The sequence below is a fragment of the Flavobacterium sp. genome, assembly GCF_031409475.1.
Classification (GTDB): domain Bacteria; phylum Bacteroidota; class Bacteroidia; order Flavobacteriales; family Flavobacteriaceae; genus Flavobacterium.
Map to the genome: position 1 here is coordinate 12378 of NZ_JANNXH010000060.1, position 26686 is coordinate 39063.

Annotated in this window: 29 protein-coding genes; 21 read left to right on the top strand and 8 right to left on the bottom strand. The window is 32.9% G+C overall.

Annotation, left to right across the window (positions count from 1 at the left end; translation table 11 throughout):
- The first annotated feature begins 193 nt into the window (after window positions 1-193).
- The 11 genes from RMO53_RS10520 to RMO53_RS10570 all read left to right on the top strand — a co-directional run bounded on the left by RMO53_RS10520 (window position 194) and on the right by RMO53_RS10570 (window position 9444).
- Window positions 194-772, top strand: coding sequence for a nucleotide exchange factor GrpE (locus tag RMO53_RS10520; protein WP_310380372.1), 579 nt, complete (start codon window positions 194-196; stop codon window positions 770-772).
- 48 nt (window positions 773-820) lie between these two features.
- The gene (dnaJ, locus tag RMO53_RS10525; protein WP_310380374.1) at window positions 821-1939 is read left to right on the top strand and encodes a molecular chaperone DnaJ; all 1119 of its coding nucleotides are present in this window, start codon (window positions 821-823) and stop codon (window positions 1937-1939) included.
- Between the two features lie 143 nt (window positions 1940-2082).
- Window positions 2083-3003 (top strand): ATP-binding cassette domain-containing protein, encoded by a 921-nt coding sequence (locus RMO53_RS10530; RefSeq protein ID WP_310380376.1) that lies wholly within the window; start codon window positions 2083-2085, stop codon window positions 3001-3003.
- Window positions 3004-3088: 85 nt separating this feature from the next.
- On the top strand, window positions 3089-4405 hold the full coding sequence (locus RMO53_RS10535) for an ABC transporter permease (protein ID WP_310380378.1): 1317 nt from the start codon (window positions 3089-3091) through the stop codon (window positions 4403-4405).
- Between the two features lie 29 nt (window positions 4406-4434).
- The gene (locus RMO53_RS10540) at window positions 4435-4884 is read left to right on the top strand and encodes a hypothetical protein (RefSeq protein WP_310380379.1); all 450 of its coding nucleotides are present in this window, start codon (window positions 4435-4437) and stop codon (window positions 4882-4884) included.
- A gap of 66 nt (window positions 4885-4950) precedes the next feature.
- The gene (locus RMO53_RS10545) at window positions 4951-6114 is read left to right on the top strand and encodes a sigma-54 dependent transcriptional regulator (protein WP_310380381.1); all 1164 of its coding nucleotides are present in this window, start codon (window positions 4951-4953) and stop codon (window positions 6112-6114) included.
- An 87-nt stretch (window positions 6115-6201) separates the two neighbouring features.
- Window positions 6202-6846 carry a DEAD/DEAH box helicase gene (locus RMO53_RS10550; RefSeq protein ID WP_310380383.1) on the top strand — a complete coding sequence of 215 codons (645 nt, stop codon included), beginning with the start codon at window positions 6202-6204 and terminating at the stop codon, window positions 6844-6846.
- Between the two features lie 38 nt (window positions 6847-6884).
- Entirely contained in the window at window positions 6885-7103 is a 219-nt protein-coding gene (locus tag RMO53_RS10555) for a putative signal transducing protein (RefSeq protein ID WP_310380385.1), read from the top strand.
- 34 nt (window positions 7104-7137) lie between these two features.
- Window positions 7138-7383, top strand: coding sequence for a hypothetical protein (locus tag RMO53_RS10560; RefSeq protein WP_310380387.1), 246 nt, complete (start codon window positions 7138-7140; stop codon window positions 7381-7383).
- Window position 7384: 1 nt separating this feature from the next.
- Complete coding sequence (locus RMO53_RS10565; RefSeq protein ID WP_310380390.1) at window positions 7385-7681, top strand: type II toxin-antitoxin system RelE/ParE family toxin; 297 nt, start codon at window positions 7385-7387, stop codon at window positions 7679-7681.
- 128 nt (window positions 7682-7809) lie between these two features.
- The gene (locus RMO53_RS10570; protein WP_310380392.1) at window positions 7810-9444 is read left to right on the top strand and encodes an ABC-F family ATP-binding cassette domain-containing protein; all 1635 of its coding nucleotides are present in this window, start codon (window positions 7810-7812) and stop codon (window positions 9442-9444) included.
- A gap of 5 nt (window positions 9445-9449) precedes the next feature.
- Here RMO53_RS10570 and RMO53_RS10575 read toward each other — a convergent pair whose 3' ends face one another.
- On the bottom strand, window positions 9450-9734 hold the full coding sequence (locus RMO53_RS10575) for a GNAT family N-acetyltransferase (RefSeq protein ID WP_409024830.1): 285 nt from the start codon (window positions 9732-9734) through the stop codon (window positions 9450-9452).
- 303 nt (window positions 9735-10037) lie between these two features.
- Between RMO53_RS10575 and RMO53_RS10580 the strand changes: the two genes are divergently transcribed.
- Window positions 10038-10694, top strand: a complete 657-nt coding sequence (locus RMO53_RS10580; protein ID WP_310380395.1) for an alpha/beta hydrolase — start codon at window positions 10038-10040, stop codon at window positions 10692-10694.
- A 51-nt stretch (window positions 10695-10745) separates the two neighbouring features.
- Here the strand turns inward: RMO53_RS10580 and RMO53_RS10585 are convergent, their stop codons facing one another.
- Window positions 10746-11261 carry a DUF2892 domain-containing protein gene (locus RMO53_RS10585; protein ID WP_310380397.1) on the bottom strand — a complete coding sequence of 172 codons (516 nt, stop codon included), beginning with the start codon at window positions 11259-11261 and terminating at the stop codon, window positions 10746-10748.
- A gap of 162 nt (window positions 11262-11423) precedes the next feature.
- Between RMO53_RS10585 and rpmH the strand changes: the two genes are divergently transcribed.
- Together rpmH and carB are read left to right on the top strand one after the other, a co-directional pair.
- Window positions 11424-11585 carry a 50S ribosomal protein L34 gene (rpmH, locus tag RMO53_RS10590; RefSeq protein WP_007136275.1) on the top strand — a complete coding sequence of 54 codons (162 nt, stop codon included), beginning with the start codon at window positions 11424-11426 and terminating at the stop codon, window positions 11583-11585.
- A 103-nt stretch (window positions 11586-11688) separates the two neighbouring features.
- A complete protein-coding gene (carB, locus tag RMO53_RS10595) occupies window positions 11689-14541 on the top strand; it encodes a carbamoyl-phosphate synthase large subunit (RefSeq protein WP_310380400.1) in 2853 nt (950 codons plus the stop codon).
- Between the two features lie 49 nt (window positions 14542-14590).
- Here carB and RMO53_RS10600 read toward each other — a convergent pair whose 3' ends face one another.
- Complete coding sequence (locus tag RMO53_RS10600) at window positions 14591-15484, bottom strand: dienelactone hydrolase family protein (RefSeq protein ID WP_310380401.1); 894 nt, start codon at window positions 15482-15484, stop codon at window positions 14591-14593.
- Between the two features lie 259 nt (window positions 15485-15743).
- Between RMO53_RS10600 and RMO53_RS10605 the strand changes: the two genes are divergently transcribed.
- From RMO53_RS10605 to RMO53_RS10635, 7 genes are read left to right on the top strand one after another with little or no spacing between them, the layout of a single operon-like run.
- On the top strand, window positions 15744-16652 hold the full coding sequence (locus RMO53_RS10605; protein ID WP_310380403.1) for a MerR family transcriptional regulator: 909 nt from the start codon (window positions 15744-15746) through the stop codon (window positions 16650-16652).
- A gap of 54 nt (window positions 16653-16706) precedes the next feature.
- Window positions 16707-18170, top strand: coding sequence for a phytoene desaturase family protein (locus RMO53_RS10610; RefSeq protein WP_310380405.1), 1464 nt, complete (start codon window positions 16707-16709; stop codon window positions 18168-18170).
- A gap of 2 nt (window positions 18171-18172) precedes the next feature.
- Window positions 18173-19012 carry a phytoene/squalene synthase family protein gene (locus RMO53_RS10615; RefSeq protein ID WP_310380407.1) on the top strand — a complete coding sequence of 280 codons (840 nt, stop codon included), beginning with the start codon at window positions 18173-18175 and terminating at the stop codon, window positions 19010-19012.
- A 35-nt stretch (window positions 19013-19047) separates the two neighbouring features.
- Window positions 19048-19488 carry a sterol desaturase family protein gene (locus RMO53_RS10620; protein ID WP_310380408.1) on the top strand — a complete coding sequence of 147 codons (441 nt, stop codon included), beginning with the start codon at window positions 19048-19050 and terminating at the stop codon, window positions 19486-19488.
- Window positions 19489-20163, top strand: a complete 675-nt coding sequence (locus RMO53_RS10625) for a lycopene cyclase domain-containing protein (RefSeq protein ID WP_310380410.1) — start codon at window positions 19489-19491, stop codon at window positions 20161-20163.
- A gap of 4 nt (window positions 20164-20167) precedes the next feature.
- Complete coding sequence (locus tag RMO53_RS10630) at window positions 20168-20629, top strand: SRPBCC family protein (protein ID WP_310380412.1); 462 nt, start codon at window positions 20168-20170, stop codon at window positions 20627-20629.
- Window positions 20629-21924 (top strand): deoxyribodipyrimidine photo-lyase, encoded by a 1296-nt coding sequence (locus tag RMO53_RS10635; protein ID WP_310380414.1) that lies wholly within the window; start codon window positions 20629-20631, stop codon window positions 21922-21924. Before RMO53_RS10630 ends, RMO53_RS10635 begins: the two co-directional genes overlap by 1 nt.
- 2 nt (window positions 21925-21926) lie before the next feature.
- Here the strand turns inward: RMO53_RS10635 and RMO53_RS10640 are convergent, their stop codons facing one another.
- Genes RMO53_RS10640 through RMO53_RS10660 form a run of 5 tightly spaced genes read right to left on the bottom strand, consistent with a single transcriptional unit; the run spans window position 21927 to window position 26684 of the window.
- Window positions 21927-23348, bottom strand: coding sequence for an SDR family oxidoreductase (locus tag RMO53_RS10640; RefSeq protein WP_310380416.1), 1422 nt, complete (start codon window positions 23346-23348; stop codon window positions 21927-21929).
- Window positions 23349-23370: 22 nt separating this feature from the next.
- Window positions 23371-23982: a GTP cyclohydrolase I FolE gene (gene folE, locus RMO53_RS10645; RefSeq protein ID WP_310380418.1), complete on the bottom strand. Its 612-nt coding sequence runs from the start codon at window positions 23980-23982 to the stop codon at window positions 23371-23373.
- Window positions 23983-24011: 29 nt separating this feature from the next.
- Window positions 24012-24695, bottom strand: a complete 684-nt coding sequence (locus tag RMO53_RS10650) for an SDR family oxidoreductase (protein ID WP_310380419.1) — start codon at window positions 24693-24695, stop codon at window positions 24012-24014.
- Window positions 24696-24714: 19 nt separating this feature from the next.
- Window positions 24715-26025 carry an AarF/UbiB family protein gene (locus RMO53_RS10655; protein ID WP_310380420.1) on the bottom strand — a complete coding sequence of 437 codons (1311 nt, stop codon included), beginning with the start codon at window positions 26023-26025 and terminating at the stop codon, window positions 24715-24717.
- Window positions 26022-26684 (bottom strand): TetR family transcriptional regulator C-terminal domain-containing protein, encoded by a 663-nt coding sequence (locus RMO53_RS10660; protein WP_310380421.1) that lies wholly within the window; start codon window positions 26682-26684, stop codon window positions 26022-26024. Before RMO53_RS10660 ends, RMO53_RS10655 begins: the two co-directional genes overlap by 4 nt.
- Between the last annotated feature and the right edge of the window lie 2 nt (window positions 26685-26686).

Sequence of the window (26686 nt, forward strand, 5' to 3'; positions counted from 1 at the left end):
CTAGAACAAACCTTTACAAATTTATGTAAACTAAATCGTGATAGTCTTAAAATTATATTAAATTTTAAATAAAAAAATAAGCCTTTTTCAACTCCTTTTTGTTAAGTAATTATTGGGCTACAATTAAAAAGGTGACAATTTGACATTTTAGTAGTTTTGGCAGTACTTTTGCAATCCAAATGAAAGATTAAAAATGAAGTTTAAAAATATTTTTAAAAACACAAGTAATATGACTACCGAAAATACAGAAATCGATCAAGAAATAGATGAAGCTACATTAGAAAATAATGCAAATGGAGAGCAAATCATTATTGAGGAATTAAGTGTAGAAGAGCAATTAACAAAAGATTTAGCAAAAGAAAAAGATAAATACTTGAGACTATTTGCTGAATTCGAAAACTACAAACGTCGAACTACAAAAGAACGTATCGAGTTATTCAAATCTGCAAATCAAGAAGTTTTACTTGCATTACTTCCCGTATTGGATGATTTTGACAGAGCAATCGTAGAGATCAATAAATCAGAAGATGAATTATTATCCAAAGGTGTTGAACTTATATTCGATAAATTAAAAAACACACTTATAGCTAAAGGTTTAGAACAAGTCGAAGTTAATGCAGGAGATGTTTTTGATGCTGATTTTGCCGAAGCCATAACACAAATTCCAGCAGCGTCAGACAAGATGAAAGGGAAAATAGTTGATGTTCTTGAAAAAGGATATAAACTAGGAGACAAAATCATTCGTTTTCCAAAAGTGGTAATCGGGCAGTAGAGACACGATTTATCACGTCTTAAATTCTGTATTATACAAAAATATAAAATGAAAAAAGATTTTTACGAAATATTAGGCATCACAAAAAGTGCTGATGCTGCTGAAATAAAAAAAGCCTATCGCAAAAAAGCTTTAGAATTTCACCCTGATAAAAATCCAGGAAACGCTGCTGCCGAAGAAAATTTCAAAGCAGCTGCCGAAGCTTATGAAGTATTAAGCGATCCACAAAAGAAAGCCCAATTCGACCGATTTGGTCATCAAGCTTTTGAAAATGGTGGTAGTGGACATGGAGGTTTCAGTGGAGGCGGAATGAACATGGAAGATATTTTCAGTCAGTTTGGAGATATTTTTGGCAATTCTTTTGGCGGTGGAGGATTTGGTGGTGGCGGTGGAAACCGTCGCGTAAAAGGGAGCAATCTTCGAATAAAAGTAAAATTAACATTGGAAGAAATTGCCAATGGTGTTGAGAAAAAAGTTAAAGTAAAACGAAAAGTTCAAGCAAAAGGAGTAACCTATAAAACCTGTTCTACCTGTAACGGTCAAGGACAAGTTATGCGGGTTACAAACACCATTTTAGGCAGAATGCAATCTGCTTCAACTTGCCCAACTTGTGGAGGTTCAGGACAAATTTTAGATAGAAAACCATCCGAAGCTGATTCTCAAGGAATGATTCTTGAGGACGAAACCGTTTCTATAAAAATTCCTGCAGGTGTAGTTGACGGAATGCAACTCAAAGTCTCTAATAAAGGAAATGATGCACCAGGAAACAGCGTTCCGGGAGATTTAATTGTAGCTATTGAGGAAATAGAACATGAATTTTTGAAACGCGAAGGTGAGAATTTGCATTACGACTTATACATTAGTTTTGCCGAAGCCGTTCTCGGAATTTCTAAAGATATTTCGGCCATAAATGGTAAAGTAAGAATAAAATTGGACGAAGGTATTCAATCCGGTAAAATACTACGATTAAAAGGAAAAGGAATTCCTAGTATCAATGGTTACGGAAGCGGAGATTTATTAGTCCATGTAAATGTTTGGACTCCAAAAACGCTAAACAAAACACAAAAGCAATTTTTTGAACAAAATATCGAGGACGAGAATTTTATTCCAAATCCAGAGAAAAGTGATAAATCATTTTTTGAGAAAGTAAAAGATATGTTTTCGTAAATTTAAAATTTTATATAAACACCCATTCTTGCGAAAATAAGAGTGGGTTTTTTTGTTTTATTTAACAGCTTATTATCTCTATTTCCTTATTTTTACAAACCCTATAAAATAAAGTTCAAGGGACAAAATAAATCAAAACAAACATGGGTAATATCCTCGAAGTTAAAAACGTTGTCAAGAAATACGGTGACTATGTTGCGCTAAATGGAGTTTCACTTTCTGTACCTAAAGGAAGTATATATGGACTTCTTGGTCCAAATGGTGCAGGAAAAACATCGTTAATTCGAATAATCAATCAAATCACAATGCCAGATAGTGGCGAAGTTATTCTCGACGGAGAAAAATTAAGTCCAAAACACGTTCAACACATAGGATATCTTCCAGAAGAACGCGGTTTGTATAAAACCATGAAAGTGGGAGAACAATGTTTGTACCTCGCACAAATGAAAGGACTCTCAAAAGCCGAAGCTAAAATACAATTGGAATATTGGTTCGATAGACTTGAAATTCAAGGTTGGTGGAACAAGAAAATACAAGAACTTTCTAAAGGAATGGCACAAAAAATTCAATTTGTGGTTTGCGTTTTGCACAAACCAAAATTATTAATTTTTGACGAACCCTTTTCTGGATTTGATCCCGTTAATGCAAATGTAATCAAAGACGAAATTCTCGAATTAAAAAAACAAGGCTCCACAATAATTTTCTCTACACATAGAATGGAAAGTGTCGAAGAATTATGTGACGATATTGCTCTTATTCATGAATCGAACAAACTCATCGAAGGAAAATTAGACGATGTGAAAAGAGAGCATAAAAAAAATAGTTTTGAAGTTGGAATTCTATCAGACAATATCGAAGGCTTGATGTTTGATATTACCCAAAAATTTAAAGTAAGCCAAACCAATTTTAAATCATTAAACAACGAAATAAAACTCGAAATTCAAATTGGAACAGCCACTCCAAATGAATTATTACATGTTTTAACTCAAAGAGGTCAAGTAACTCATTTTATAGAAAAAATACCAAGCGTTAACGATATTTTCATACAAACAGTAACAAAATAGACTTTCTCAGGCTTCTTATATTTTTAGAAAATCTAAAGGGCTAAAATTCTAATAATCTAAAATCTCTAACAAACTAATAATCTAAATGTCTATAATATCATTAATAATAAAAAGAGAGTTTATTGCAAAAGTTCGCAACAGATCCTTTATCGTTATGACTTTTTTAAGTCCATTGCTATTTGTAGGAATCGCTGCTTTTGTCGGGTATTTAAGTTCCATGAAAGCAGATACAAAACGAGTTGCTATTCACGATCAGACGGGATTATTTACTAATGAATTCAAAGCATTGAACAACAATAATAGTGAATATGTTTATCACGATTTATCGTCAATTGATGTGAAATATCTGAAAGACAGTATCACAAACGAAAGCTATGAAGGCTTACTTTATATTCCCAAAGTAAGCAATGAACGGGAATTAGAAACAAAAATTCAATTCATTTCAAACGAAAGTCCAAGTATTTCTTTTATTGAAAACGTGCAAGACGTAATTGCAAAAAAGTTGACGAAAGACAATTTCGAAAAAGCCAAACTCGACACACTGGCTATCAAAAACGCTCAATCCAAAGTCAATATCAGTCTTTCCAAAGCATCAGGAGAAGAAAGCCTTAAAGGTCTTAACGAAATTAAAGTTGCCATTGGTGGTGCATTTGGTTATCTTATCATGATGTTCATCGTGATTTATGGCAATATGGTCATGCGAAGCGTCATCGAAGAAAAAACAAATCGAATTATCGAAATTATAATTTCCTCTGTAAAACCATTTCAGTTAATGATGGGAAAAATCATTGGAACATCACTCGCGGGATTACTACAATTCTTTATTTGGGCGATCATAGGATTGTCATTAATGTTCGCATCATCCGCATTTTTTGGAATAAATGCAACACCCACAGCAAAAATTTCACCCGAAATGATGCAAACCGCACAACAAGAATTTGCAGGTACAGCCCAAATGTATATCAAAGAATTATGGAATTTGCCCATCGCTACCATACTCATAAGTTTTGTGGTTTATTTCATTGGCGGTTACTTTTTATACAGTTCTTTTTATGCAGCAATCGGCGCAGCGGTAGACAATGAAACTGATTCTCAGCAATTTCTTTTGCCTATAATTATGCCATTAATTCTTGCAGTTTACATCGGTTTTTTCACGGTTATTAATGACCCACATGGAACCATAGCAACCGTATTTTCGATGATTCCGCTCACGTCGCCAATTGTTATGTTGATGCGGATTCCGTTTGGTGTTCCATGGTGGCAACTGGCAATTTCAATTACTTTGCTTTTTGCAACCTTCTTTTTTGTAGTTTGGTTTGCAGCAAAAATTTATCGAGTAGGAATATTAATGTACGGCAAAAAACCAACTTGGAAAGAATTATATAAATGGTTGAAATATTAATTGATTTTCTAAAATTAAAACTCAAAAAAATGTCAAAACATAGTGTTTTTATCTGTTTATTATTTTTTTCTCTAACGAGTTTAGTTGCTCAAAATATCGAAAAGTTGAAGCTTGTAGATAATGAGATTCCAAAAGAATATACGTTAACTGAAAATGATAATGCTTTTTCTATTCAAGCCCGGCTTTTTTATAAAAATCCAGATATGTATAGCATGATTATTGGAAAAGTTAAAAATAAAGAAGTACAGAATTTTCAAAGTTCAAATGATAGTGGTAGTATAATGTATTTTGAATTTGAAGAAAATTTTACGGTAGAGAGTTTTCTGAAAGGATTGCTATGGGGACAAAGTAAAAAACCAACAAATGATCATCCAGAAGAATTTTTTGTTAAAGGGAATTTATTGATAATTTGGAGTTTTACAAAAAATAGTGCATTGAAACTATTGTCAAAAAATAAAATAGAATCACTGTTAAAATAATTGAGAAAAAAACTTTGTGGGCTTTGCGAAAAACTTTGCGAACTTTGCGGTTAAACAAAAAAAAATATGTCAAAAATACTAATCATAGAAGACGAAGCAGCAATCCGAAGAGTACTCACAAAAATACTCTCCGAAGAAAGCGATACCTATATTGTTGAAGATGCCGAAGATGGAATTCAAGGACTCGAAAAAATCAAAAACAACGACTACGATCTGGTTTTGTGCGACATCAAAATGCCAAAAATGGACGGAGTTGAAGTGCTCGAAGCAGTCAAGAAAATAAAACCAGAAATCCCTATGGTGATGATTTCAGGTCACGGCGACATGGAAACAGCCATTCAAACCATGCGTTTGGGAGCATTTGATTACATTTCAAAACCACCAGATTTAAATCGACTTTTAAATACGGTTCGTAACGCATTAGATAAAAAGCAGCTCGTTGTCGAGAACAAAATTCTAAAGAAAAAAGTAAGCAAGAACTACGAAATAATAGGCGAAAGCGAAGCAATCAATCACATTAAATTAATGATTGAAAAAGTGGCGCAAACCGAAGCTCGGGTTTTAATTACAGGAGCAAACGGAACCGGAAAAGAATTGGTTGCACATCAATTACACGAAAAAAGCGAACGCGCAAATTTCCCACTTATTGAAGTAAACTGCGCCGCAATACCAAGTGAATTAATCGAAAGTGAATTGTTTGGTCACGTAAAAGGCGCATTTACATCGGCAGTAAAAGATCGCGCAGGAAAATTTGAAGCAGCAGATAATGGTACTATTTTCTTGGATGAAATTGGCGATATGAGCCTTTCGGCTCAAGCCAAAGTTTTACGGGCACTGCAAGAAAATTTGATTCAACGAGTTGGTGCTGACAAAGACATAAAAGTAAATGTTCGCGTGGTGGCAGCAACAAACAAAGATTTAAAAAATGAAATTGCCGAAGGTAGATTTCGGGAAGATTTATACCATCGATTAGCCGTTATCTTGATAAAAGTACCTTCTTTAAACGAAAGGAGAGACGATATTCCGCTTTTGATATCCCATTTTGTCGAAAAAATAGCCACTGAACAAGGTAATGTACCTAAGTCAATTTCAAAAGAAGCAATTAAATTATTGCAAGAATACGATTGGACAGGAAATATCCGTGAATTGAGAAACGTAGTAGAACGATTGATTATCTTGGGCGGAAACGAAATCTCGGAAAGTGACGTGCAGCTGTTTGCCAGTAAATAAAAACTATCAAAAAAAGCTAAAAAATCTAAAGAAGCAAAAAATAACTCTTTAGATTTTTAGATTTTTTAGATTCTTTAGATAAAATAAATGAAACTAAAAAAAATAAACGAAAACCTGCAACAAGCACTCATCGAAAACGGTTTAACCGAAGCCAATGAAATGCAAAAAGAAACATTTTCGACACTGAAAAGTGGTGCCGATTGTATTATTATTGGACCAAATGGAAGCGGAAAATCAACTACAATTGTGTTGAATGTAATACAACAATTAAAAGCCGAAGGCGAAGAGTCACCGCGTGCTTTGATAATTGTTGAGGATAAAAACAAGGTTTTGGAAATGGAAGACCTTTTCGAAAAGTTAGGAAAATATACTGATTTGCGTGTTTATGGTGTTCATGACAAAGGCGATATGGAATATGACAAAAATTATATTTCTACAGGAATCGATGTTTTGATTGGCACACCAAATAAATTGAGCGAAATGTTTACCACTGCAGGTTTCAATGTAAACCGATTGAAAATGTTTATCCTCGATGATGCCGATCCAATTTTGAAGTTGCGACACGAAACTAAAATTATGCGAATTTCAAATAGCATCAACAAAACGCAACGTATTATTTTCTCGGATGTATTCACCGAAAGAATAGAAATTCTTGCCGATAAAATGCTTGTAGAACCTTTGGAATTTGATTTTGAGGAAGAAGAATTTGAGGAAGAAACTGACAACGAATAACGTATAACAAATAACGTATAACAAATAACTTTTTTACAATGGGATTAATGAAAGTATTTTCGGGTAGCGAAATTTTGGCGCAAGCCTTACAACAAAAAATAGAAGAAATTGGCGTGAATACAGTTTTAAAAGACAACATACAATCAGCAAGATTGGGCGGTTTTGGCAACTCTGATTTGGCTGTAGAAATATTCATTCAAGAAACTGATTTTGCAAAAGCAAATCCTGTGATTGAAGAGTTTAGGTTGAGTATTTAAAATTTGTATATTTGATATTCAAAATCTTTTAATTATGGATATAGCTGCAAAAAAAATGGAATTGTTGGATTGGTTGCTTCATATTAATGATGAAAGTAAACTTAAAAAAATAATAGCTCTAAAATTAATTTTAGATAAAGAAGTTGTGGCCCATACCATTAGTGGTTATCCTGTTGATAAAGATGAATATATTACTATGGTTAAGGAAGCAGATGAGCGAATTTCAACAGGAAAATATACAACTATTGAAGATTTAGAAAAAGAAATCGAGAATTGGTAATATGCAAAAGCCAAATAGTATACTTTGGGACAATCATGCCAAAACTGATTTAAAACTAATTTTTGAATTTATCAAATTAAAATCAATTCAAGGAGCAAAAAATGTCATTAAGGATATTATTGTTCAAAGTAAAAATATTCATTTTGTTGAGCAATATCAATTAGATGAATTTTTGGGTGAACCCTATCGAAGAATGATTATTAGAGATTATAAAATCATCTATAAAATTCATTCTAAAACAGAAATCAGAATACTTCAAATTTTTGATAGTAGACAAAATCCATCTAAAAGTAGTTAATAAAACCACATTTCTTAAATTGCTTAATTCCTTATTTAAACTATCTTTGCCACTTTTAATTTTTTAGCAGTTTGTCACCCTGAGCTTGTCGAAGGGCTAACTTCTAACGTTTAATCTAACTTCAGAAAATGATTACAGTCAACGATATCTCCGTTCAATTTGGCGGAACCACTTTATTTAGCGACGTTTCGTTTGCTATAAACGAAAATGATAAAATTGCCTTGATGGGTAAGAATGGCGCAGGAAAATCAACACTTCTTAAAATAATTGCAGGGCAAAGCAAACCGTCAACAGGGAATATTTCGGCACCAAAAGAAGCCGTTATTGCTTATTTACCACAGCACTTATTAACCAAAGACGGTGCAACGGTTATGGAAGAAACATCCAAAGCTTTTGGAGAAATTTTCAGTATGAAAGCCGAAATTGATCAAATCAATGAGCAACTCACCATTCGAACTGATTATGAAAGTGATGCCTACATGAAATTAATAGAACGAGTTTCAGATTTAAGCGAGAAATTCTATGCTATCGAAGAAGTCAACTATGAAGCCGAAGTGGAGAAAATTTTAATAGGTTTAGGATTTGTTCGCGAAGATTTTGAGCGTCAAACATCCGAGTTTTCTGGTGGTTGGAGAATGAGAATTGAACTCGCTAAAATCCTTTTGCAAAAACCAGATTTGATTTTGCTAGATGAGCCAACGAATCACATGGATATCGAAAGTATTCAATGGTTAGAGGATTTCTTGATAAATTCTGCCAAAGCCGTTGTGATAATTTCACACGATAGAGCTTTTGTCGATAACATTACCAATCGTACGATTGAAGTAACAATGGGACGAATTTACGATTATAAAGCCAAATATTCTCATTATCTAGAACTCAGAAAAGACCGTCGCATGCACCAACAAAAAGCATACGACGAACAACAGCGCATGATTGCAGATAACAGAGTTTTTATTGACCGTTTCAAAGGAACATTTTCAAAAACAGATACTGTTCAGTCTCGAGTTAAAATGCTAGAAAAACTCGTTATTGTTCAGGTTGATGAAGTTGATACTTCGGCATTAAAATTAAAATTTCCACCAGCAATTCGTTCAGGACAATATCCTGTTATTGTAAAAGAATTATCTAAATCCTACGGGAATCACGTAGTTTTTAAAGACGCAAATATTGTAATAGAAAGAGGTGAAAAAGTAGCTTTCGTTGGGAAAAATGGTGAAGGAAAATCGACCATGATTAAAGCCATTATGAAAGAAATAGGTATTGATGGCGGAAGTTTAGAAATAGGTCACAATGCACAAATAGGTTATTTTGCCCAAAATCAAGCCTCATTATTAAACGAGAATGCCACAATTTTTGAAACTATAGATGATATTGCCGTGGGTGATGTTCGAACTAAAATCAAGGATATTTTGGGTGCTTTTATGTTTCATGGTGATGATGTAACCAAGAAAGTTAAAGTACTTTCGGGAGGTGAAAAAACGCGATTGGCAATGATAAAATTATTGTTAGAACCTGTAAATTTGTTAATTCTAGATGAGCCATCAAACCATTTAGATATGAAAACCAAAGACATTATTAAAGATGCCTTACGTGATTTTGATGGGACTTTAATCTTAGTTTCGCATGATCGTGATTTCCTAGACGGATTAGCTACTAAAGTTTTCGAATTTGGTAACAAGCGAGTAAAAGAACATTTTGAGGATATTACTGGTTTCTTGGCAAACAAGAAAATGGAAAATTTGAGAGAAATAGAAAAATAGTTTTTCTAAATTCGAATTCCAGGCGGAAGCAACTCTTTGTAAACAGGATTTTTTTTAAAGAAAACTACTATTTTTGGTAGAATAGGAACTACTTTTAGTTTTCTTTCTATTGCAATAGACATGATTTCTTTGAGTAAATTCGATATAAATTCTTCATCATCAAAACAATCTGGAGTATTAATTCGGGTTAGAAATATTTTTTTCTCTTGAAATGAATATTCAACTGAAACCAACCCTTTTTCGGTTATAGTTTCAAATTGTCTGGCAAAAGTATTGTCTTTGATTTCGATAATTGCGGTTTCCATAATGATTTAAATTTATTTCCGCAGGTTTTCTTTGGAGAAGTAATAGGTGCAAAGATATAGATTTGAGATTCAATATCAAATTTTTTAACATTGAACAGACTCTAAAGTATTCTTTGTCAGGGAATATACACATAGTAATACGATTTGAATTTAATCACGGCTTTTAGATGTACTCTATTATTAATTAAATAAAGTTAGAATAAATTTGATTTCAAATTAATAACTTAATTTTATAGAAAAATTATTTGTTTATTTCAAAATTGGTTTTTTAAATGATGAGTTCAAATTATGAATAAAATTCCAGTCTATTTTATGCCCGGACTTGCTGCAAGTTCTAAAATTTTTGAGCGAATTGTACTTCCTGCAGAACTATTTGAAATGGTATTATTAGAGTGGGAAATCCCGCTCAATAATGAATCTTTAACAGAGTACGCCGAGAGAATTTCAAAAAAAATAAAACATAAAAGCCCAGTTTTAATAGGCGTTTCCTTTGGAGGAATCTTGGTTCAAGAAATTGCGAAGCATATTGATACTAGAAAAGTAATTATTATTTCGAGTGTCAAAAGCAACATTGAATTCCCGAGAAGAATGAAAATTGCCAAAACCACTAAAGCCTACAAGCTCATTCCCACGAGTTTACTTTTAAATATAGAAAATTTGGCTAAATTTTCTTTTGGATCAAAAATAAATAGTAGAATAAAATTATACGAAAAATTCTTATCTGTTAGAGATATTCGCTATTTAGATTGGGCTGTAGAGCAAATAATACTTTGGGATAGAATCATTGTTGATGAAAAAGTAATTCACATACACGGCGATGACGACGATGTTTTTCCGATAAAATACATACAAAATTGTATCGTCGTAAAAGGCGGAACACACATTATGATTTTGGCAAAATACAAGTGGCTGAACGAAAATTTACCCAAAATTATTTTGGAATAAAACTAAACCCTGTCAAAGTTTTGAACTCTGACAGGGTTTTGGGAGAAAAAGCTAAATTTTCTTCATTTGCTCTTTCATCATTTTAATTTGATCTGCCAGCATATTTTGTTTGTCTAATTTTTTGGCTTCGTTCAATAGCGAAGTTGCTTCTAATTTTCTGCGACGTGTCATAGCAACTCCAGCCAGATTCAATTTGGCTACAGCCAAATCCATATTCATAGACAATCCCAGTTCAATCGCTTTTTTGAAATATTTTTCAGACTGATTAATATTCGTTTGCGAAAGCATGATTCCGTGCAAATAATTATAGTATCCTTGTTGTTTTCTTACTAATGCTGTTTCGGGATTTTTAATGTAAGCCAACCATTTTTTGGCGCCTTCAAAATCTTGTTTTCGCAGTTTCAAGAAGGCCAATAAAATAAATTCGTTTTTAAAGTAAAGAAAAACAGGAATTGAAGACAGTAATATTAGGAAAATTCCATTTCCAATATTACCTTCGGTAAATTGCCAAATACCTGTAACTACGATAAGTCCGGCAATAATAAGTTTGATGATTTTATGAAACATGTGCTATATATTTAAGACTTCAAAGATAGTAAAAGGAATTAAAAAAAAAAGTTTAAAACCACTTGTCAGAAATAAAAGTCTTTGTATATTTGCACTCGGTTTTAGAATAACAATTATTTAAAACCATCAGACATTAAATACATTTTATAAAGATACAAAGCAATGAGCAAAAGAACGTTTCAACCATCGAAAAGAAAAAGAAGAAATAAGCACGGATTTATGGACAGAATGGCTTCTGCAAATGGAAGAAAAGTCCTAGCTCGTCGTAGAGCAAAAGGAAGACACAAATTGACAGTTTCTTGCGAACCAAGACATAAAAAATAATGATTAGAAATAATCAATATCAAGGCGTTACTATTTTTTAGTAACGCCTTTTTTTATATCTTGTCAACACATTACATCATAACTAATTACAATTCAATTTAAAATGCCAAAAGACAACTCCATAAAATCGGTTTTAATAATAGGTTCAGGTCCAATCGTTATCGGTCAAGCTTGTGAATTTGATTACGCAGGTTCCCAATCCGCACGTTCTATTCGCGAAGAAGGAATCGAAGTGATTTTAATCAACTCGAATCCAGCTACGATTATGACCGATCCATCAATGGCGGATCATATTTATTTATTGCCGCTAACTACTAAATCTATTATTCAAATTCTTAAAGAACATCCACAAATTGATGCTGTTTTGCCTACAATGGGTGGTCAAACTGCTTTGAACTTGTGTCTAGAAGCTGATGAAAAAGGAATTTGGCAAGATTTCGGTGTACGATTAATTGGTGTTGACGTGAATGCTATAAACATCACCGAAGACAGAGAGCAATTCAAACAATTATTAAAGAAAATTAATGTGCCTTCGGCACCAGCTGAAATTTGTACTTCGTACCTGCGAGGAAAAGAAATTGCACAGGAATTTGGTTTCCCGTTAGTGATTCGTCCTTCGTTTACTTTGGGTGGAACTGGAGCTGCAATTGTGTACAAAAAAGAAGATTTCAATGAGCTTTTGACCAGAGGTTTAGAAGCTTCGCCAATTCACGAAGTATTGATTGATAAGGCTTTGATGGGTTGGAAAGAATACGAATTAGAACTTCTGAGAGATAAAAACGATAATGTAGTCATTATTTGTTCTATCGAAAATATGGATCCCATGGGGATTCACACAGGAGATTCCATTACTGTTGCACCAGCAATGACTTTGTCTGATGCCACTTTCCAAAGAATGCGTGATTATGCCATCTTGATGATGCGAAGCATCGGGAATTTTGCTGGTGGTTGTAACGTACAGTTTGCCGTTTCACCTGACGACAAAGAAGATATTGTAGCCATTGAAATCAATCCTCGTGTTTCAAGATCCTCAGCTTTGGCATCAAAAGCAACGGGTTATCCAATTGCAAAAATTGCTTCAAAACTAGCTTTGGGTTATAATCTAGATGAATTGCAAAACCAAATTACCAAATCGACTTCGGCGCTTTTCGAACCGACTTTGGATTATGTAATTGTAAAAATACCACGTTGGAATTTCGATAAATTCGAAGGTGCTGACAGAACTTTAGGACTTCAAATGAAATCAGTAGGTGAAGTAATGGGAATTGGACGTTCGTTTCAAGAAGCCTTGCACAAAGCCACTCAATCTCTTGAAATTAAAAGAAATGGGTTAGGTGCAGACGGAAAAGGATACACCAATTACGAGCAAATTATCGAAAAACTGACTTATGCAAGTTGGGATCGTGTTTTTGTCATTTATGATGCTATTGCTCTGGGAATTCCGTTGAGCCGTATTCACGAAATCACAAAAATTGATATGTGGTTCCTGAAACAATATGAGGAATTATATACTTTGGAAAGAGAAATATCCAATTTTAAATTGGAAACTTTACCACGAGAATTATTGTTGGAAGCAAAACAAAAAGGGTTTGCTGACAGACAAATAGCGCACATGTTGGGTTGTTTAGAAAGTCAAATACATACTTTACGTATGTCAATGAATATCAATCGGGTGTTTAAATTAGTTGATACTTGCGCAGCAGAGTTCAAGGCTTTAACACCATATTATTATTCGACTTTTGAGGCCGAAATCGAAAAAGCAAACGGCGAACGCTACGTTCACAATGAAAGTATTGTAACCAACAAAAAGAAAATAATTGTTTTGGGTTCAGGTCCAAATAGAATTGGACAAGGAATAGAATTTGATTATTCTTGTGTTCACGGCGTTTTGGCGACCAAAGAATGTGGTTATGAAACTATTATGATTAACTGTAATCCCGAAACGGTTTCGACAGATTTTGACACGGCCGATAAATTGTATTTCGAGCCCGTTTTTTGGGAACATATTTATGATATTATCCAACACGAAAAACCGGAAGGCGTTATCGTGCAATTGGGTGGGCAAACCGCTTTGAAAATTGCGGAGAAATTAGCCAAATACGGCATCAAAATTATTGGAACAAGTTTCGACGCGTTGGATTTAGCCGAAGACAGAGGACGTTTCTCAGAACTTTTAACCGAATTGAAAATTCCTTTTCCACAATTTGGAATTGCAGAAACGGCTGACGAAGCTGCAGCATTAGCAGATACTTTGGACTTTCCTTTATTGATTCGTCCTTCCTATGTTTTGGGTGGTCAAGGAATGAAAATCGTGATCAACAAACAAGAATTAGAAGAACATGTTATCAATTTATTGAAACAAATTCCAGGAAACAAATTGCTATTAGACCATTATCTTGATGGAGCTATTGAAGCCGAAGCCGATGCAATTTGCGATGGTGAAAACGTGTACATAATTGGAATAATGGAACACATCGAACCTTGCGGAGTTCACTCTGGTGATAGTAACGCGACTTTGCCACCGTTTAACTTGGGTGAATTTGTGATGCAACAAATTAAAGATCATACCAAAAAAATTGCTTTGGCATTGCGAACCGTTGGATTAATCAACATTCAGTTTGCAATAAAGGACGATACTGTTTATATCATTGAAGCCAATCCTAGAGCATCACGAACAGTCCCATTTATTGCAAAAGCGTATAACGAACCCTATGTAAATTATGCTACAAAAGTAATGTTGGGTCACAATAAAGTAACCGATTTTACTTTTAATCCTCAATTAAAAGGGTATGCGATTAAGCAACCCGTCTTTTCTTTCAGCAAGTTTCACAATGTGAACAAAGCGTTGGGACCAGAAATGAAATCGACAGGTGAAAGCATTTTGTTTATAGACGATTTAAAAGACGACCAATTCTACGAATTGTACAGTAGAAGAAAAATGTATTTGAGTAAATAAAACTTGAGTTTATATATTTAAAAAGCCCCGTTGGGGCTTTTTTTGTTGATTATTTCTTCTTCAATTTCTCCTTAAAAAAATCAATGGTTCGTGTCCAAGACAAAGTGGCTGATTTTTCGTCATATCGTGGAGTTGTATTGTTATGAAAACCGTGATTTACCCCATCATAGAAATAAGCAGTATGTTCTACTTTATTCTTTTTTAGGATAGCTTCAAAAGCCGGCCAACCTTCATTAACTCGGGTGTCTAAACCAGCATATTGCAACATAATCGGTGTGGTTATTTTTTCGGCTTCTTCAGAAACGGGTTGTCCTCCATAATACGGGACAGCTGCGGATAAAGTGGGGATTTTTACTGCCATCATATTCGAAATCCAACCGCCAAAACAAAATCCTACCACGCCTACATAACCATTGCAATCTTTGTATGATTTTAGGTATTCATAAGCGGCAATAAAGTCTTCGAGCATTGCTGATGGAGTTCGTTTTTTTTGTAATTCTCTTCCCGCATCATCGTTTCCGGGATAACCGCCAAGAGGCGACAAGGCATCTGGTGCCAAGGTGATAAAACCTTCTAATGCACCTCTTCTTCCTACATCTTCGATATACGGATTCAGGCCCCGATTTTCGTGTACGACAATGATTCCCGGTAGTTTCCTTCTCGTTTTAGTAGGCTGGGATAATAGTCCTTTTATAGTACCTCCACCTTTAGGGGATTCGTATGTGATGAATCCTGATTTCAACCTTGAATCTTCGGGTTTTATAGTAATGGAATCCACATAATTAGGTGTCATAAAGCTGAGAAGTGTTGGTAATGTTAGACTTCCTACCGCAAAAACGGATAATTTTTCGATGAATTGCCTTCTTTCAATTTTATTGTGTGCGTAGTCATCATATAATTCATATACTTCTTGACTGATATCTTCTTTGGTTAGTTTTTTCATAGTATTTTTTTGTGCCTCTAATTTACGAATTAAAATGTTTTTTAAACGAATTTATAAATTATTAATTCAGGCAAATTTTTTAACAAATTTGAATAAGTAGCCTATTACACTAAAATTTAACCAATATCTTCGCGAAATACTAATATTTCTTGAACAATACTGTTTCTAGATAGATTAAATGAATTTTTATCAATTGATTTTAAATAAAATATTCGTTTTTAAAAAAATAAAACTATATTTGTTCATCAAAATCAAATTAATGTTAAACAATAATGAGAATGTCAAAAGTGTTTTTAGCATAAAAGATCTCGAAAATCTCTCGGGTATAAAAGCGCACACGATTAGAATTTGGGAAAAAAGGTATAATATCTTGGAGCCAATGCGCACCGAATCTAATATTCGATTATACGATCTTCCTAGCTTACAAAAGCTTTTGAACATTACATTACTTCATGATCATGGCTATAAAATATCTAAAATTGCTAGCTATAATGAAAATAAAATTCCACTATTAGTTCAAGAAATTATTTCTGAAAAAAGTTCTAAAAGCCATGCGATTAGTGCTTTTAAAATGGCAATGATAAATTTCGATCAAGCTTTGTTTTTTAAAACTTACGATGATTTACTCTCTAAGAAAACATTTGGAGAGGTTTTCTTTGAAGTAGTTATTCCGTTAATGAATGAAATAGGTTTCTTATGGCAATCCGGCACAGTGACTCCCGCACAAGAGCATTTTATTTCTTATTTGATTAAACAAAAACTACTCATTAATACCGAAAAAGTTCAAGTTTTAGCACCAATTAGAAAAGATAGAGTTTTTGTGTTGTACCTTCCAGACAATGAAATCCATGAACTAGGTTTGATGTATTTAAATTACGAAATTTTATCACGTGGTTACAAGACAATTTATCTTGGCGAAAGTGTTCCGATTGATAGTTTAAAGGATATGAAAAAATATTTTGACAACATTACCTACATCTCTTACGTAACAGTTCAGCCAACTAAGGACGATATTAATAATTATGTCGAGCAAATTTCCAGAGAAGTTTTAGACGAAAATTCTAATATTTGGTTCGTAGGCAGAATGGCAGAATATATAGAGGATAAAAATTTATCTCCAAAAATCACCATCATTAATTCTATAGCAAATTTAATTTTTGAATTATAAATTAAAGTTAAAATTAATAATACTGTTTAAGTATTTTGTATTTTTGTTAAACAAATGAAAAAAATAACGATTATAGGTTCTGGGTTTTCTGCTTTAGCAGCTTCTTGCTATCTAGCAAAACAAAATTTTAATGTCACTATCCTTGAAAAAAATCCAACAATAGGTGGTAGAGCCAGACAACTCAAGAAAGATGGTTTTACTTTTGATATAGGTCCAACTTGGTATTGGATGCCTGATGTTTTTGAGAAATTTTTTGCAGATTTTGATAAAAAACCATCAGATTATTATACTTTAGACAAGCTAAATCCAGCCTATGAAGTTTATTTTGATAATTTAGATTCCATTAAAATACCAGATAATTTAGCGGAGATTCTTACTATTTTTGAAAAAGAGGAAGCAGGAAGTTCTAAACACTTAGAACATTTTTTAGAAAATGCAAAATTCAACTATGATGTTGCTATCAAAGATTTAGTTTATAGACCAGGAATTTCCATCACGGAATTGATTACTCCAGTAACAATTCAAAAAGTAAATCAGTTTTTTTCAAGTATTCGAACGGCTGTTCGAAAGAAAATAAAGAACAATCGTTTGCAACAAATTATGGAATTTCCCGTTTTATTTCTTGGTGCAAAACCATCAAATACGCCTTCATTTTATAGTTTTATGAATTATGCTGATTTTGGTTTAGGAACTTGGCATCCAAAAGGCGGAATGTATGAAGTAGTAAAAGCTATGGAAACTCTTGCAATAGATTTAGGTGTGAAAATAGAAACCCAGCAAAATGTTGAGAAAATTATCGTCGAAAACGGGGTTGTAAAAAGTGTTGTTGCTAATGGAATAACAATCGATTCTGATTTTGTTTTAAGTGGAGCCGATTACCATCACACCGAAACTTTATTAGACGAAAAATATAGAGGTTATACTGAGAAATATTGGGATTCTAAAATATTTGCACCATCATCACTGTTGTTTTATGTGGGTTTTGACAAAAAAATTAATAATGTGTCGCACCACACTTTATTTTTTGATACTGATTTTGATGTTCATGCTAAAGCTATTTATGACAATCCAAGTTGGCCTGACAAACCACTTTTTTACGCTAGTTTCCCAAGTATCACAGATATAAGTGTAGCTCCAAGTGGGCAAGAAGCCGGAATCTTTTTAATACCAATAGCTCCTGGAATCAAAGATACTCCTGCAATTAGAGAAATTTATTTTCAAAATATAATTAAAAGATTTGAAAAATTAACCAACCAGAAAGTTACAGAAAATATTATCTTTAAAGAAAGTTTTTGTGTGAATGATTTTGTAAAGGATTACAATTCATACAAAGGCAATGCTTATGGATTAGCAAACATATTAACTCAAACTGCTTTTTTGAGACCAAAAATTATAAGCAAAAAAGTTAAAAATTTATTTTTCACAGGACAATTAACAGTTCCTGGACCAGGAGTTCCGCCATCAATAATTTCAGGAAAAATAGTTTCGGATTTAATAATAAAAAATATAAATAAATAATAATGAAACAGCTTTTTGATGATGTATCCTTTAAATGTAGTATGCTAGTGACAAAAAGTTACAGTACTTCGTTTTCTCTAGCTGTAAAAATGCTATCACCAAGCATTCGTGATGCAATTTATAGTATTTATGGATTTGTAAGATTTGCTGATGAAATTGTAGATTCCTTTCATGATTTTGACAAAGAAAATTTGATTAATGATTTTGAAATAGAATATTATAAAGCTTTAAAATCAGGAATTAGTCTTAATCCAATTTTAAACTCATTTCAACATACAGTTACTAAATATAATATTCAAGACGACTTAGTACAAGCTTTTTTAAAAAGCATGAAACTAGACTTGGTAAAATTCGACTACAACAATAAACAAGAATATGAGGAGTATATTTATGGTTCTGCTGATGTAGTTGGTCTGATGTGTTTGAAAGTTTTTGTAAAAGGGGATGAAACAAAATATAATGAGTTAAAAGATGAAGCTATGCGATTGGGGTCGGCTTTTCAGAAAGTGAATTTCTTGCGTGATCTTAAGGATGATAATTTAGTTTTGAATCGAAATTATTTTCCAGGTGTAGACTTAAATTCATTTGACGATAACTCTAAAAAATTGATAATCAAAGAAATAGAAAAAGACTTTGAAGTTGCATACCAAGGGATTTTAAATCTTCCTCTGGAAGCAAAATTTGGTGTTTATACCGCTTTTATTTATTACAAAAAATTATTATTAAAACTTGAAAATACACCTTGTCATAAAATAGGCAACGAAAGAATTAGAGTTTCAAATTATACAAAAGCACGATTATTAGCAAAATCTTTCGTGTCTTACAAATTAAAATTAGTTTAGATAGTATCTAAAATTAACTATAAAATTCAACTGAAATGACTTTTTTATTTATTTTTATTGTCACTTTTTTTATAATGGAATGCATCACTTGGCTTACTCACAAGTACTTGATGCACGGTTTAATGTGGTATTTTCATGCGGATCATCATCAGCCTAAATATGCAAATGTGTTTGAACGTAATGATGTTTTTTTTGTGATTTTTGCCATTCCTAGTATCCTATTATTTTATTTTGGTGCTGAGGCAGGTTTTGATTATAAATTCTTTATCGGTTTAGGAATTTTTGCGTACGGTTTGAGTTATTTTCTAGTTCATGATGTGTTAATTCATCAAAGATTTAAACTTTTCAAAAACACAAAAAATAAGTATTTAATAGGTTTGCGAAAAGCCCATAAAGTACATCACAAGCATTTAGGAAAGGAAGATGGTGAATGTTTTGGAATGTTGTTCGTGCCTTTTAAATATTACAAAATATAAATGTCACTCTATTTAATCCTGAATATTGGATCGCTCCTAATTCCTTTTCTGTATAGTTTTGAGAGTAGAATGAGGTATATAAATCGCTGGAAAGCGGTTTTTTCTGCAATAGCAATAACAGCAGTAGTCTTTATAATTTGGGATATAGTTTTTACCAAAATTGGTGTTTGGAGCTTTAATCCAAGATATCATTCGGGTATAGAATTTTTTGATTTGCCCGTCGAGGAATGGTTGTTTTTTATATGCATTCCTTACTCCAGTATTTTTATACATTTTGCTTTTCACTATTTTTGTCCTAAGGTTTCACTATCAGAAAAGACGGTTCGAATTATTTATGGAATAATTATGGCAGTGGTTGTACCCACAATTGTGTTTCATTATGATAAATGGTATACGGCTGTAAATTATAGTTTTTTAGTGCTAGTATTAAGCTATACTTTTTTTAAAGCTCGTTCTATTTTGAATACCTATTTCATCTCGTTTCTTATTATTTTAATTCCATTTGCCCTAGTCAACGGCATTTTAACAGGTAGTTTTATAGACGAACCCGTCGTGTCCTACAACAACAATGAAAATTTAGGAATAAGACTTGGAACAATACCAATCGAGGATATAGGTTATGCTTTTTCAATGATATTGATGAGTTTAGTTTTAATAAAAAAAATAGAAAAATAAAGTAATGAAAATATATAAAAAAGAAACCGTTCAATTTGTTAATGCTCCAATCGAGGAATGTTGGGCTTTTTTTTCGAATCCTCGGAATTTACAAAAAATAACTCCCGATGATATGGGGTTTCAAATTACGGATTTCGACAATAAACCTATGTATGCTGGACAAATTATTCAATATAAAGTTTCGCCACTTTTGGGTTTAAAATTAAGTTGGATGACCGAAATTTCTTTTGTAAAAGACCATAGTTATTTTGTGGACGAACAGCGTTTTGGACCTTACGCGTTATGGCACCATAAACATTTTTTCGAAGCTACAGAAAGTGGTACAAAAATGACTGATATCGTTCATTATGCTTTGCCATTAGGTTTTCTTGGTCAATTATTAAATGTGCTCGTGGTCGATAATAAGTTAAAAGAAATTTTTGATTACCGACATGTAAAAATAGAAGAAATGTTTAATTCCAAATAATGAAAAAGCAAGAAGTAAGCCTATTTTGGTTCAGAAGAGATTTGCGGTTAGAGGATAATGTAGGTTTATTCTTTGCTTTAAAATCAGAATTTCCAGTGATTCCATTGTTTATTTTCGACACGGATATTTTGGATAGTTTACCCTCAAATGATGCCAGAGTTGGGTTTATTCACGATTCACTTTCGGATATAAATGCTAAACTTCAAAGAATCACGAGTTCGCTATTGATAAAAAAAGGGAGAACTCAAGAGGTTTGGCGAGGACTTATCGATGAGTTTGATGTCAAGGAAGTGTTTTTCAACAAAGATTACGAACCTTATGCTATCAAAAGAGATTTGGCGATTTGCGAATTATTGGAAATAAATAAAACAAAAACATTTTTACACAAAGACCAAGTAATCTTTGAAGAAACTGAAATCACAAAAGCCGATGGTTTGCCTTACACCGTTTACACACCCTTTAAAAATAAATGGTTAGAAAAATACAAATCATTAGCACCAGTTTTAGAGTATGATTCGACAAGTTTATTTTCTAATTTTTATAAAAATACTTTCGCTTTCCCTACTTTGCTCGAAATAGGATTTAAAGAAAATTCAATCAAAGTACAACCGCATAATTTGACCAAAGTATCTAATTACCATGAAACTCGAGATTTTCCAGCCGTTGATAGTACTTCATATCTTTCGCCACATTTGCGTTTTGGAACGGTTAGTATTCGAAAATTAGTCAATTGGGCAGCTCATAAAAATGATGTTTTTTTGAGTGAATTAATTTGGAGAGAATTTTTTATGCAAATTCTTTTTAGTTTTCCAAACGTGGTTACCCATAATTTCAAGTCTGCTTATGACGGAATTCAATGGCACAATAATGTAGACGATTTTCAGCGCTGGTGTTCCGGAACTACAGGATATCCAATGGTCGATGCTGGAATGCGTCAACTTAACGAAACGGGTTATATGCACAATCGAGTTCGAATGGTTGTGGCGAGTTTTTTGTGCAAACATTTATTAATACAATGGCAATGGGGAGAAGCTTATTTTGCCGAGAAATTACTAGATTATGAATTATCTGCCAATGTAGGAAACTGGCAATGGGCAGCTGGAACTGGTTGCGATGCAGCACCTTATTTTAGAGTTTTTAATCCCGAGATACAACTCAAAAAATTCGACGAAAAAGGAATTTACATCCGAAAATGGATTCCAGAATTCGATTTAGGATATGGCTTGCCAATGGTAGAACACGCTTTTGCTCGTGACAGAGCTATTGCAACTTACAAAGCCGGAATTGCAAAATAATTTTACCCAATGAGTTTATTGAGCATGCCTTTGAAAATAAAACCGTGAAAGGGTAAAACGGAATACCAATATAGATTTCCCAAAATTCCTTTTGGTTTAAATGTAGCGGATTGATATAAAGTACCATTAATAATTTTAAACTCGAGCCAAGCTTTTCCAGGCAATTTCATTTCTGCAAATAATACTAATTTTCCTTCTTCCTTATCTGCATACAAAACCCGCCAAAAATCCAAAACATCTCCTGAATGTATATCATGTTTGTTTGTTCTTCCTCGTCTGGAACCTACACCGCCAAATAATTTGTCGATGAATCCACGCAAACGCCATAACCAATCTCCGTAATACCAACCAGTTTCACCGCCAATTGACCAGATTTTGTTTATAGTAAACTCCTTGTTTTGTACTATTTTTTTACGTCTATCAATGTAACAATCTTTTTTAGGCACTTTAATATATTCAGCGATTAAGCCTGTAAATTGTCCGCTAATCATAGAGTCTTTCCAGCTCGAAGCAATTGCATCTTCATCTATTTTTATCAATGCTCTAGATATTGCTTGTTCATAAGACATGGGATTTAACTTTAACAGCTCATTGATTTTAGTATCTTTACAAACAACTTCTACTTTCATGCTGCTGACTAGTGCAGTTGCTAATTTATACGAAGTTGAAGTCACAAAATACAACCAATAGGAAGATAGTTTTGGTGTCATAATTGGAATTGTAATAATCCATCTTTTCACATTTGTAGCTTTTGCATAACCCAAAAGCATTTCCTTGTAAGTCAGTACATCAATACCACCAATGTCAAAACTTTGATTATAAGTCAACGGGTTTAGCAATGATTTTGATAAATATTCTAACACATCAGATATTGCTATAGGTTGACATTTTGTATTCAGCCATTTTGGAGTTATCATAACGGGAAGTTTATGTACTAAATCCCTGATAATTTCAAAAGAGGCACTTCCCGAACCTACAATTATTCCTGCTCTTAATGTTGTTAGAGTAAAAACTCCCGTGTTTTTTAGTATTTCTTCTACATTTTTTCGAGATGATAAATGTTTTGATAGAGATCTATCATTTACTATTCCGCTTAAATAAATCACTTGTTTAGTGGCAGTTTGATTTATTCTTTCGACAAAATTCTCTGCTGAAGTTTGCTCTAACTCATCAAAATTATTGGACGAACTAGACATCGAATGCATTAAATAATAGGCAGCATTTATATCATTTGGTATTACCGAAAACGTTTCTATATTCAGAAAATCAACCTCAATAACGGTTACGTTTTTTTTCAATTCTGTAGGGCAATAAAACCTGTTTTTGTCTCTTACGCAACAAACTACATGGTGACCTTGAGCAACCAAAATTGGTAAAAGCCGTTTTCCTATATATCCTGTTGCGCCTGTTAAGAGAATTTTCATGGTCTTACTTTATTAAAAAAAATTAACTCAATTTATTTGAAACTAGGCTAATAAATTCTTTTCTAGTTTTGTCTTTTTCGAATGCGCCTGTAAACGATGAAGTTGTAGTGACTGAGTTTTGTTTTTGAATTCCACGCATTTGCATGCACATGTGTTGCGCTTCGATAACAACTGCTACTCCAAGTGGATTTAATGCTGCTTGAATGCAATCTTTAATTTGATCAGTGAGTCTTTCTTGTACTTGCATTCTTCGTGCAAAAGCATCCACAATTCTGGGTATTTTACTCAATCCTACAATTTTTCCGTTTGGTATATAAGCCACATGTGCTTTGCCAAAAAAGGGTAACATGTGATGTTCACACATTGAATAAACTTCAATGTCTTTTACCACAATCATTTGTTTGTGATCTTCTGTGAACAATGCCGATTTCATTATTTCTAATGGATTTAATCCATAACCATGCGTCAAGAATTGCATGGCTTTAGCAACTCTTTCAGGTGTTTTCTCTAGACCTTCTCTATAAATATCTTCGCCTAAATTTTCTATTATTACCTTGTAATTATCTGCTAATATATCTGTTACTTCATCATCATATTGTTCGATTCTTTCGTAACTTCTCATTTCTTTTATCATCTTTTTTATTTTAAAATCTTTGCTTTTAATTATATTTTAAATGTTACAATACCATAATCCATCTCAAAAATTTGCCCCGAGATAGATTTGGCTTGGTCGGAAATCAGGTAATTTGCCATACTTGCTACTTCTTCAGGTTTTAAATAATTTTTCATCGGATGTCGTTCTGCCATATTCTCTTTCATTCTGTCGTTTCGCAAAATTCCTGCAGCAAGCGAAGTTTCGGTAATGGTTGGAGCAATTGCATTTATTCGCACCACCGAAGCCAATTCCGCTCCAAGTGATTTTACCAATCCTTCAATACCAGCCTTTGCAGTGGCGATACTAGCGTGAAAAGGCATTCCAAGTTTTGCTGCAACGGTACTAAATAAAACGATTGATGGATTATTTCCTTTTTTTAACACAGGTAAATATTTCTGTATAGTTTTTACTGCTCCAATCACATTTATCTCAAAATCGTTCCTAAAATCTTCAATACTCAAACTCCCAATAGGTTTGAGATTTATAGAACCAGGACAATAGATCAAAGTGTCAATGTTTTCAATTTCTGGAAGCGGATCTTGTAAGACATCCGCAGTATAATGAATTAGGTTAGGATGTGAAATATCTGGGGCGTTTCGACTGATGTTATGAACAGAGTTGAATTCTAATTGTTGCAATAAAATGGCACTTCCTATACCTTTACTACCGCCTATGATTACTATATTTTTCATGCTTTTTATGACTATTGAATTATTTTTTAATATCTAAATAGTTGTTTACTTCAATTTTGGCTTTTAAATCGAACATTAAATTATAAAGTCCAAAAAATGTTCTATTCATATAAATAAAATGTTTTGAACCACGATTGCCATTCATTTTTCGAAGGTTGGTGTCGTTCGCAAAACGTTCTCCTAGTTTGGCAATATTTTCAAAGAAGATTTCATCAGAAAAATCGAATGTTTCTGATTGAAATGGTTTTGTAAAAAGTGACAATAAATCATAAAACATTGTACTAAAATATTCTATTTCTTCTACAGAATCATCCGCTCTAAGAATTTCTAATTCAAATAGTATTTCTTGAAAAAGAAAAGTATTGTCTATGACATCCTTGTTGACTAACTCAAAATAAGGGAAATAAAATTCGTTTGGGATTTGTTTCATACATCCAAAATCGAGAGCTACTAATTGATTTTCGGGATTCACCAAAAAATTTCCTGGATGTGGATCCGCGTGAACTTTTCTCAAAACATGAATTTGGTACATATAAAAATCCCAAAGTGATTGACCAATTTTGTTGGCAGTTTCTTGGTTTGTATTTTTATTGGTAAACTCCGAAAGATGATTTCCGTTCATCCAATCCATCGTGATGATTTTCTCTGATGAATATTCTGGATAATAATTAGGAAAGACTAGATTTTCGATCTGTTTGCAAGCTTCAACTACTTCTTGGCTCTGTTTTAATTCTAATAAATAGTTGGTTTCTTCAATGAGTTTGTCTTCTACTTCTTTGAAATATTTGTCAGAATCTTTTCCCTGGAGGTTAAACATTCTGATGGCTATGGGTTTTACCAAAGCTAAATCGGACGAAATACTATTGGCTACACCGGGATATTGAATTTTCACAGCAAGTTTTTTATTGTTTTTTACCGCTAAATGTACTTGACCAATACTTGCTGCATTAACCGAATTAGCGTTGAATTCGTCAAAAATTTCGAGCGGAAATTTGCCAAAATTATTTTTGAACGTTTTTAAAACTAATGGAGCAGAAAGAGGTGGAACTGAGAATTGGGACAACGAAAATTTTTCTACATAAGCTTGTGGCAAAAAACTCTTGTCCATGCTCAACATTTGCGCAACTTTAAGCGCACTTCCTTTCAGGCTTTTCAAACCGTCATAGATATCTTCGGCGTTATCCTCATTAAGTTGATCACGAGTCATTGTTGGATTCACCATTTTATTGCCGTAGTATTTCAAATAGTTTACGCCAACTTTAGCGCCAGTTTGAACTAATTTGCTGGCTCTTTCAATTTTTGAAGTTGGGATATAGTCTATAGTTTTCATGATTTGCTGTATATTTTTTCTTTGAATATGAATTTTCCAAAATCGATTAAACTATCAATAGGAGTAATGTTCATCAACTCGAAAGTTGCTTTTACCGATTTTTCAATATAGAGGTCTGTTTTTTCAAATGAAGCGGATTCATCATCTAACCAAAATTTTAGGGTCAACAAAAACTGAAACCAGAAAGATTCTGTGGTTGTTTTTTCTTGAAATTCTTGGAATCGTTCTTGCTTTGTTCTAAAATCGTCAGTGATAATATCAGCTGCATAATTCTTGAATTTTTTTCTAAAATCTTTAAGAATCATCATATTTTTCAATTGATTTTGGTGCTGCTTCAAGGTCATTACAACATAACTTCGGTTTGCTGTGAGTAGTTCGAAAAATGTAAAATAAAAGCTTATGATTTTATTTTTCATATCGTAACTTTTGTAGTCTGAGTTTTTTTCTAATAGTTCAATTGTTTTATTGAAAAACATATCAAATATTACTTTTTCTATTATTTCTAAATTGCCAAAAAATTGATAAAATTCCGCTTCCGTAAAATTATTATCTTTTGCAAAATGATACACACTTACAGGTTTTGCATTGTGTTCTAAAGTAGAATCCATGTACATAGAAACTATTTTCTCTCTTGTTACTAATGATTTTTTAGTTGCCATTT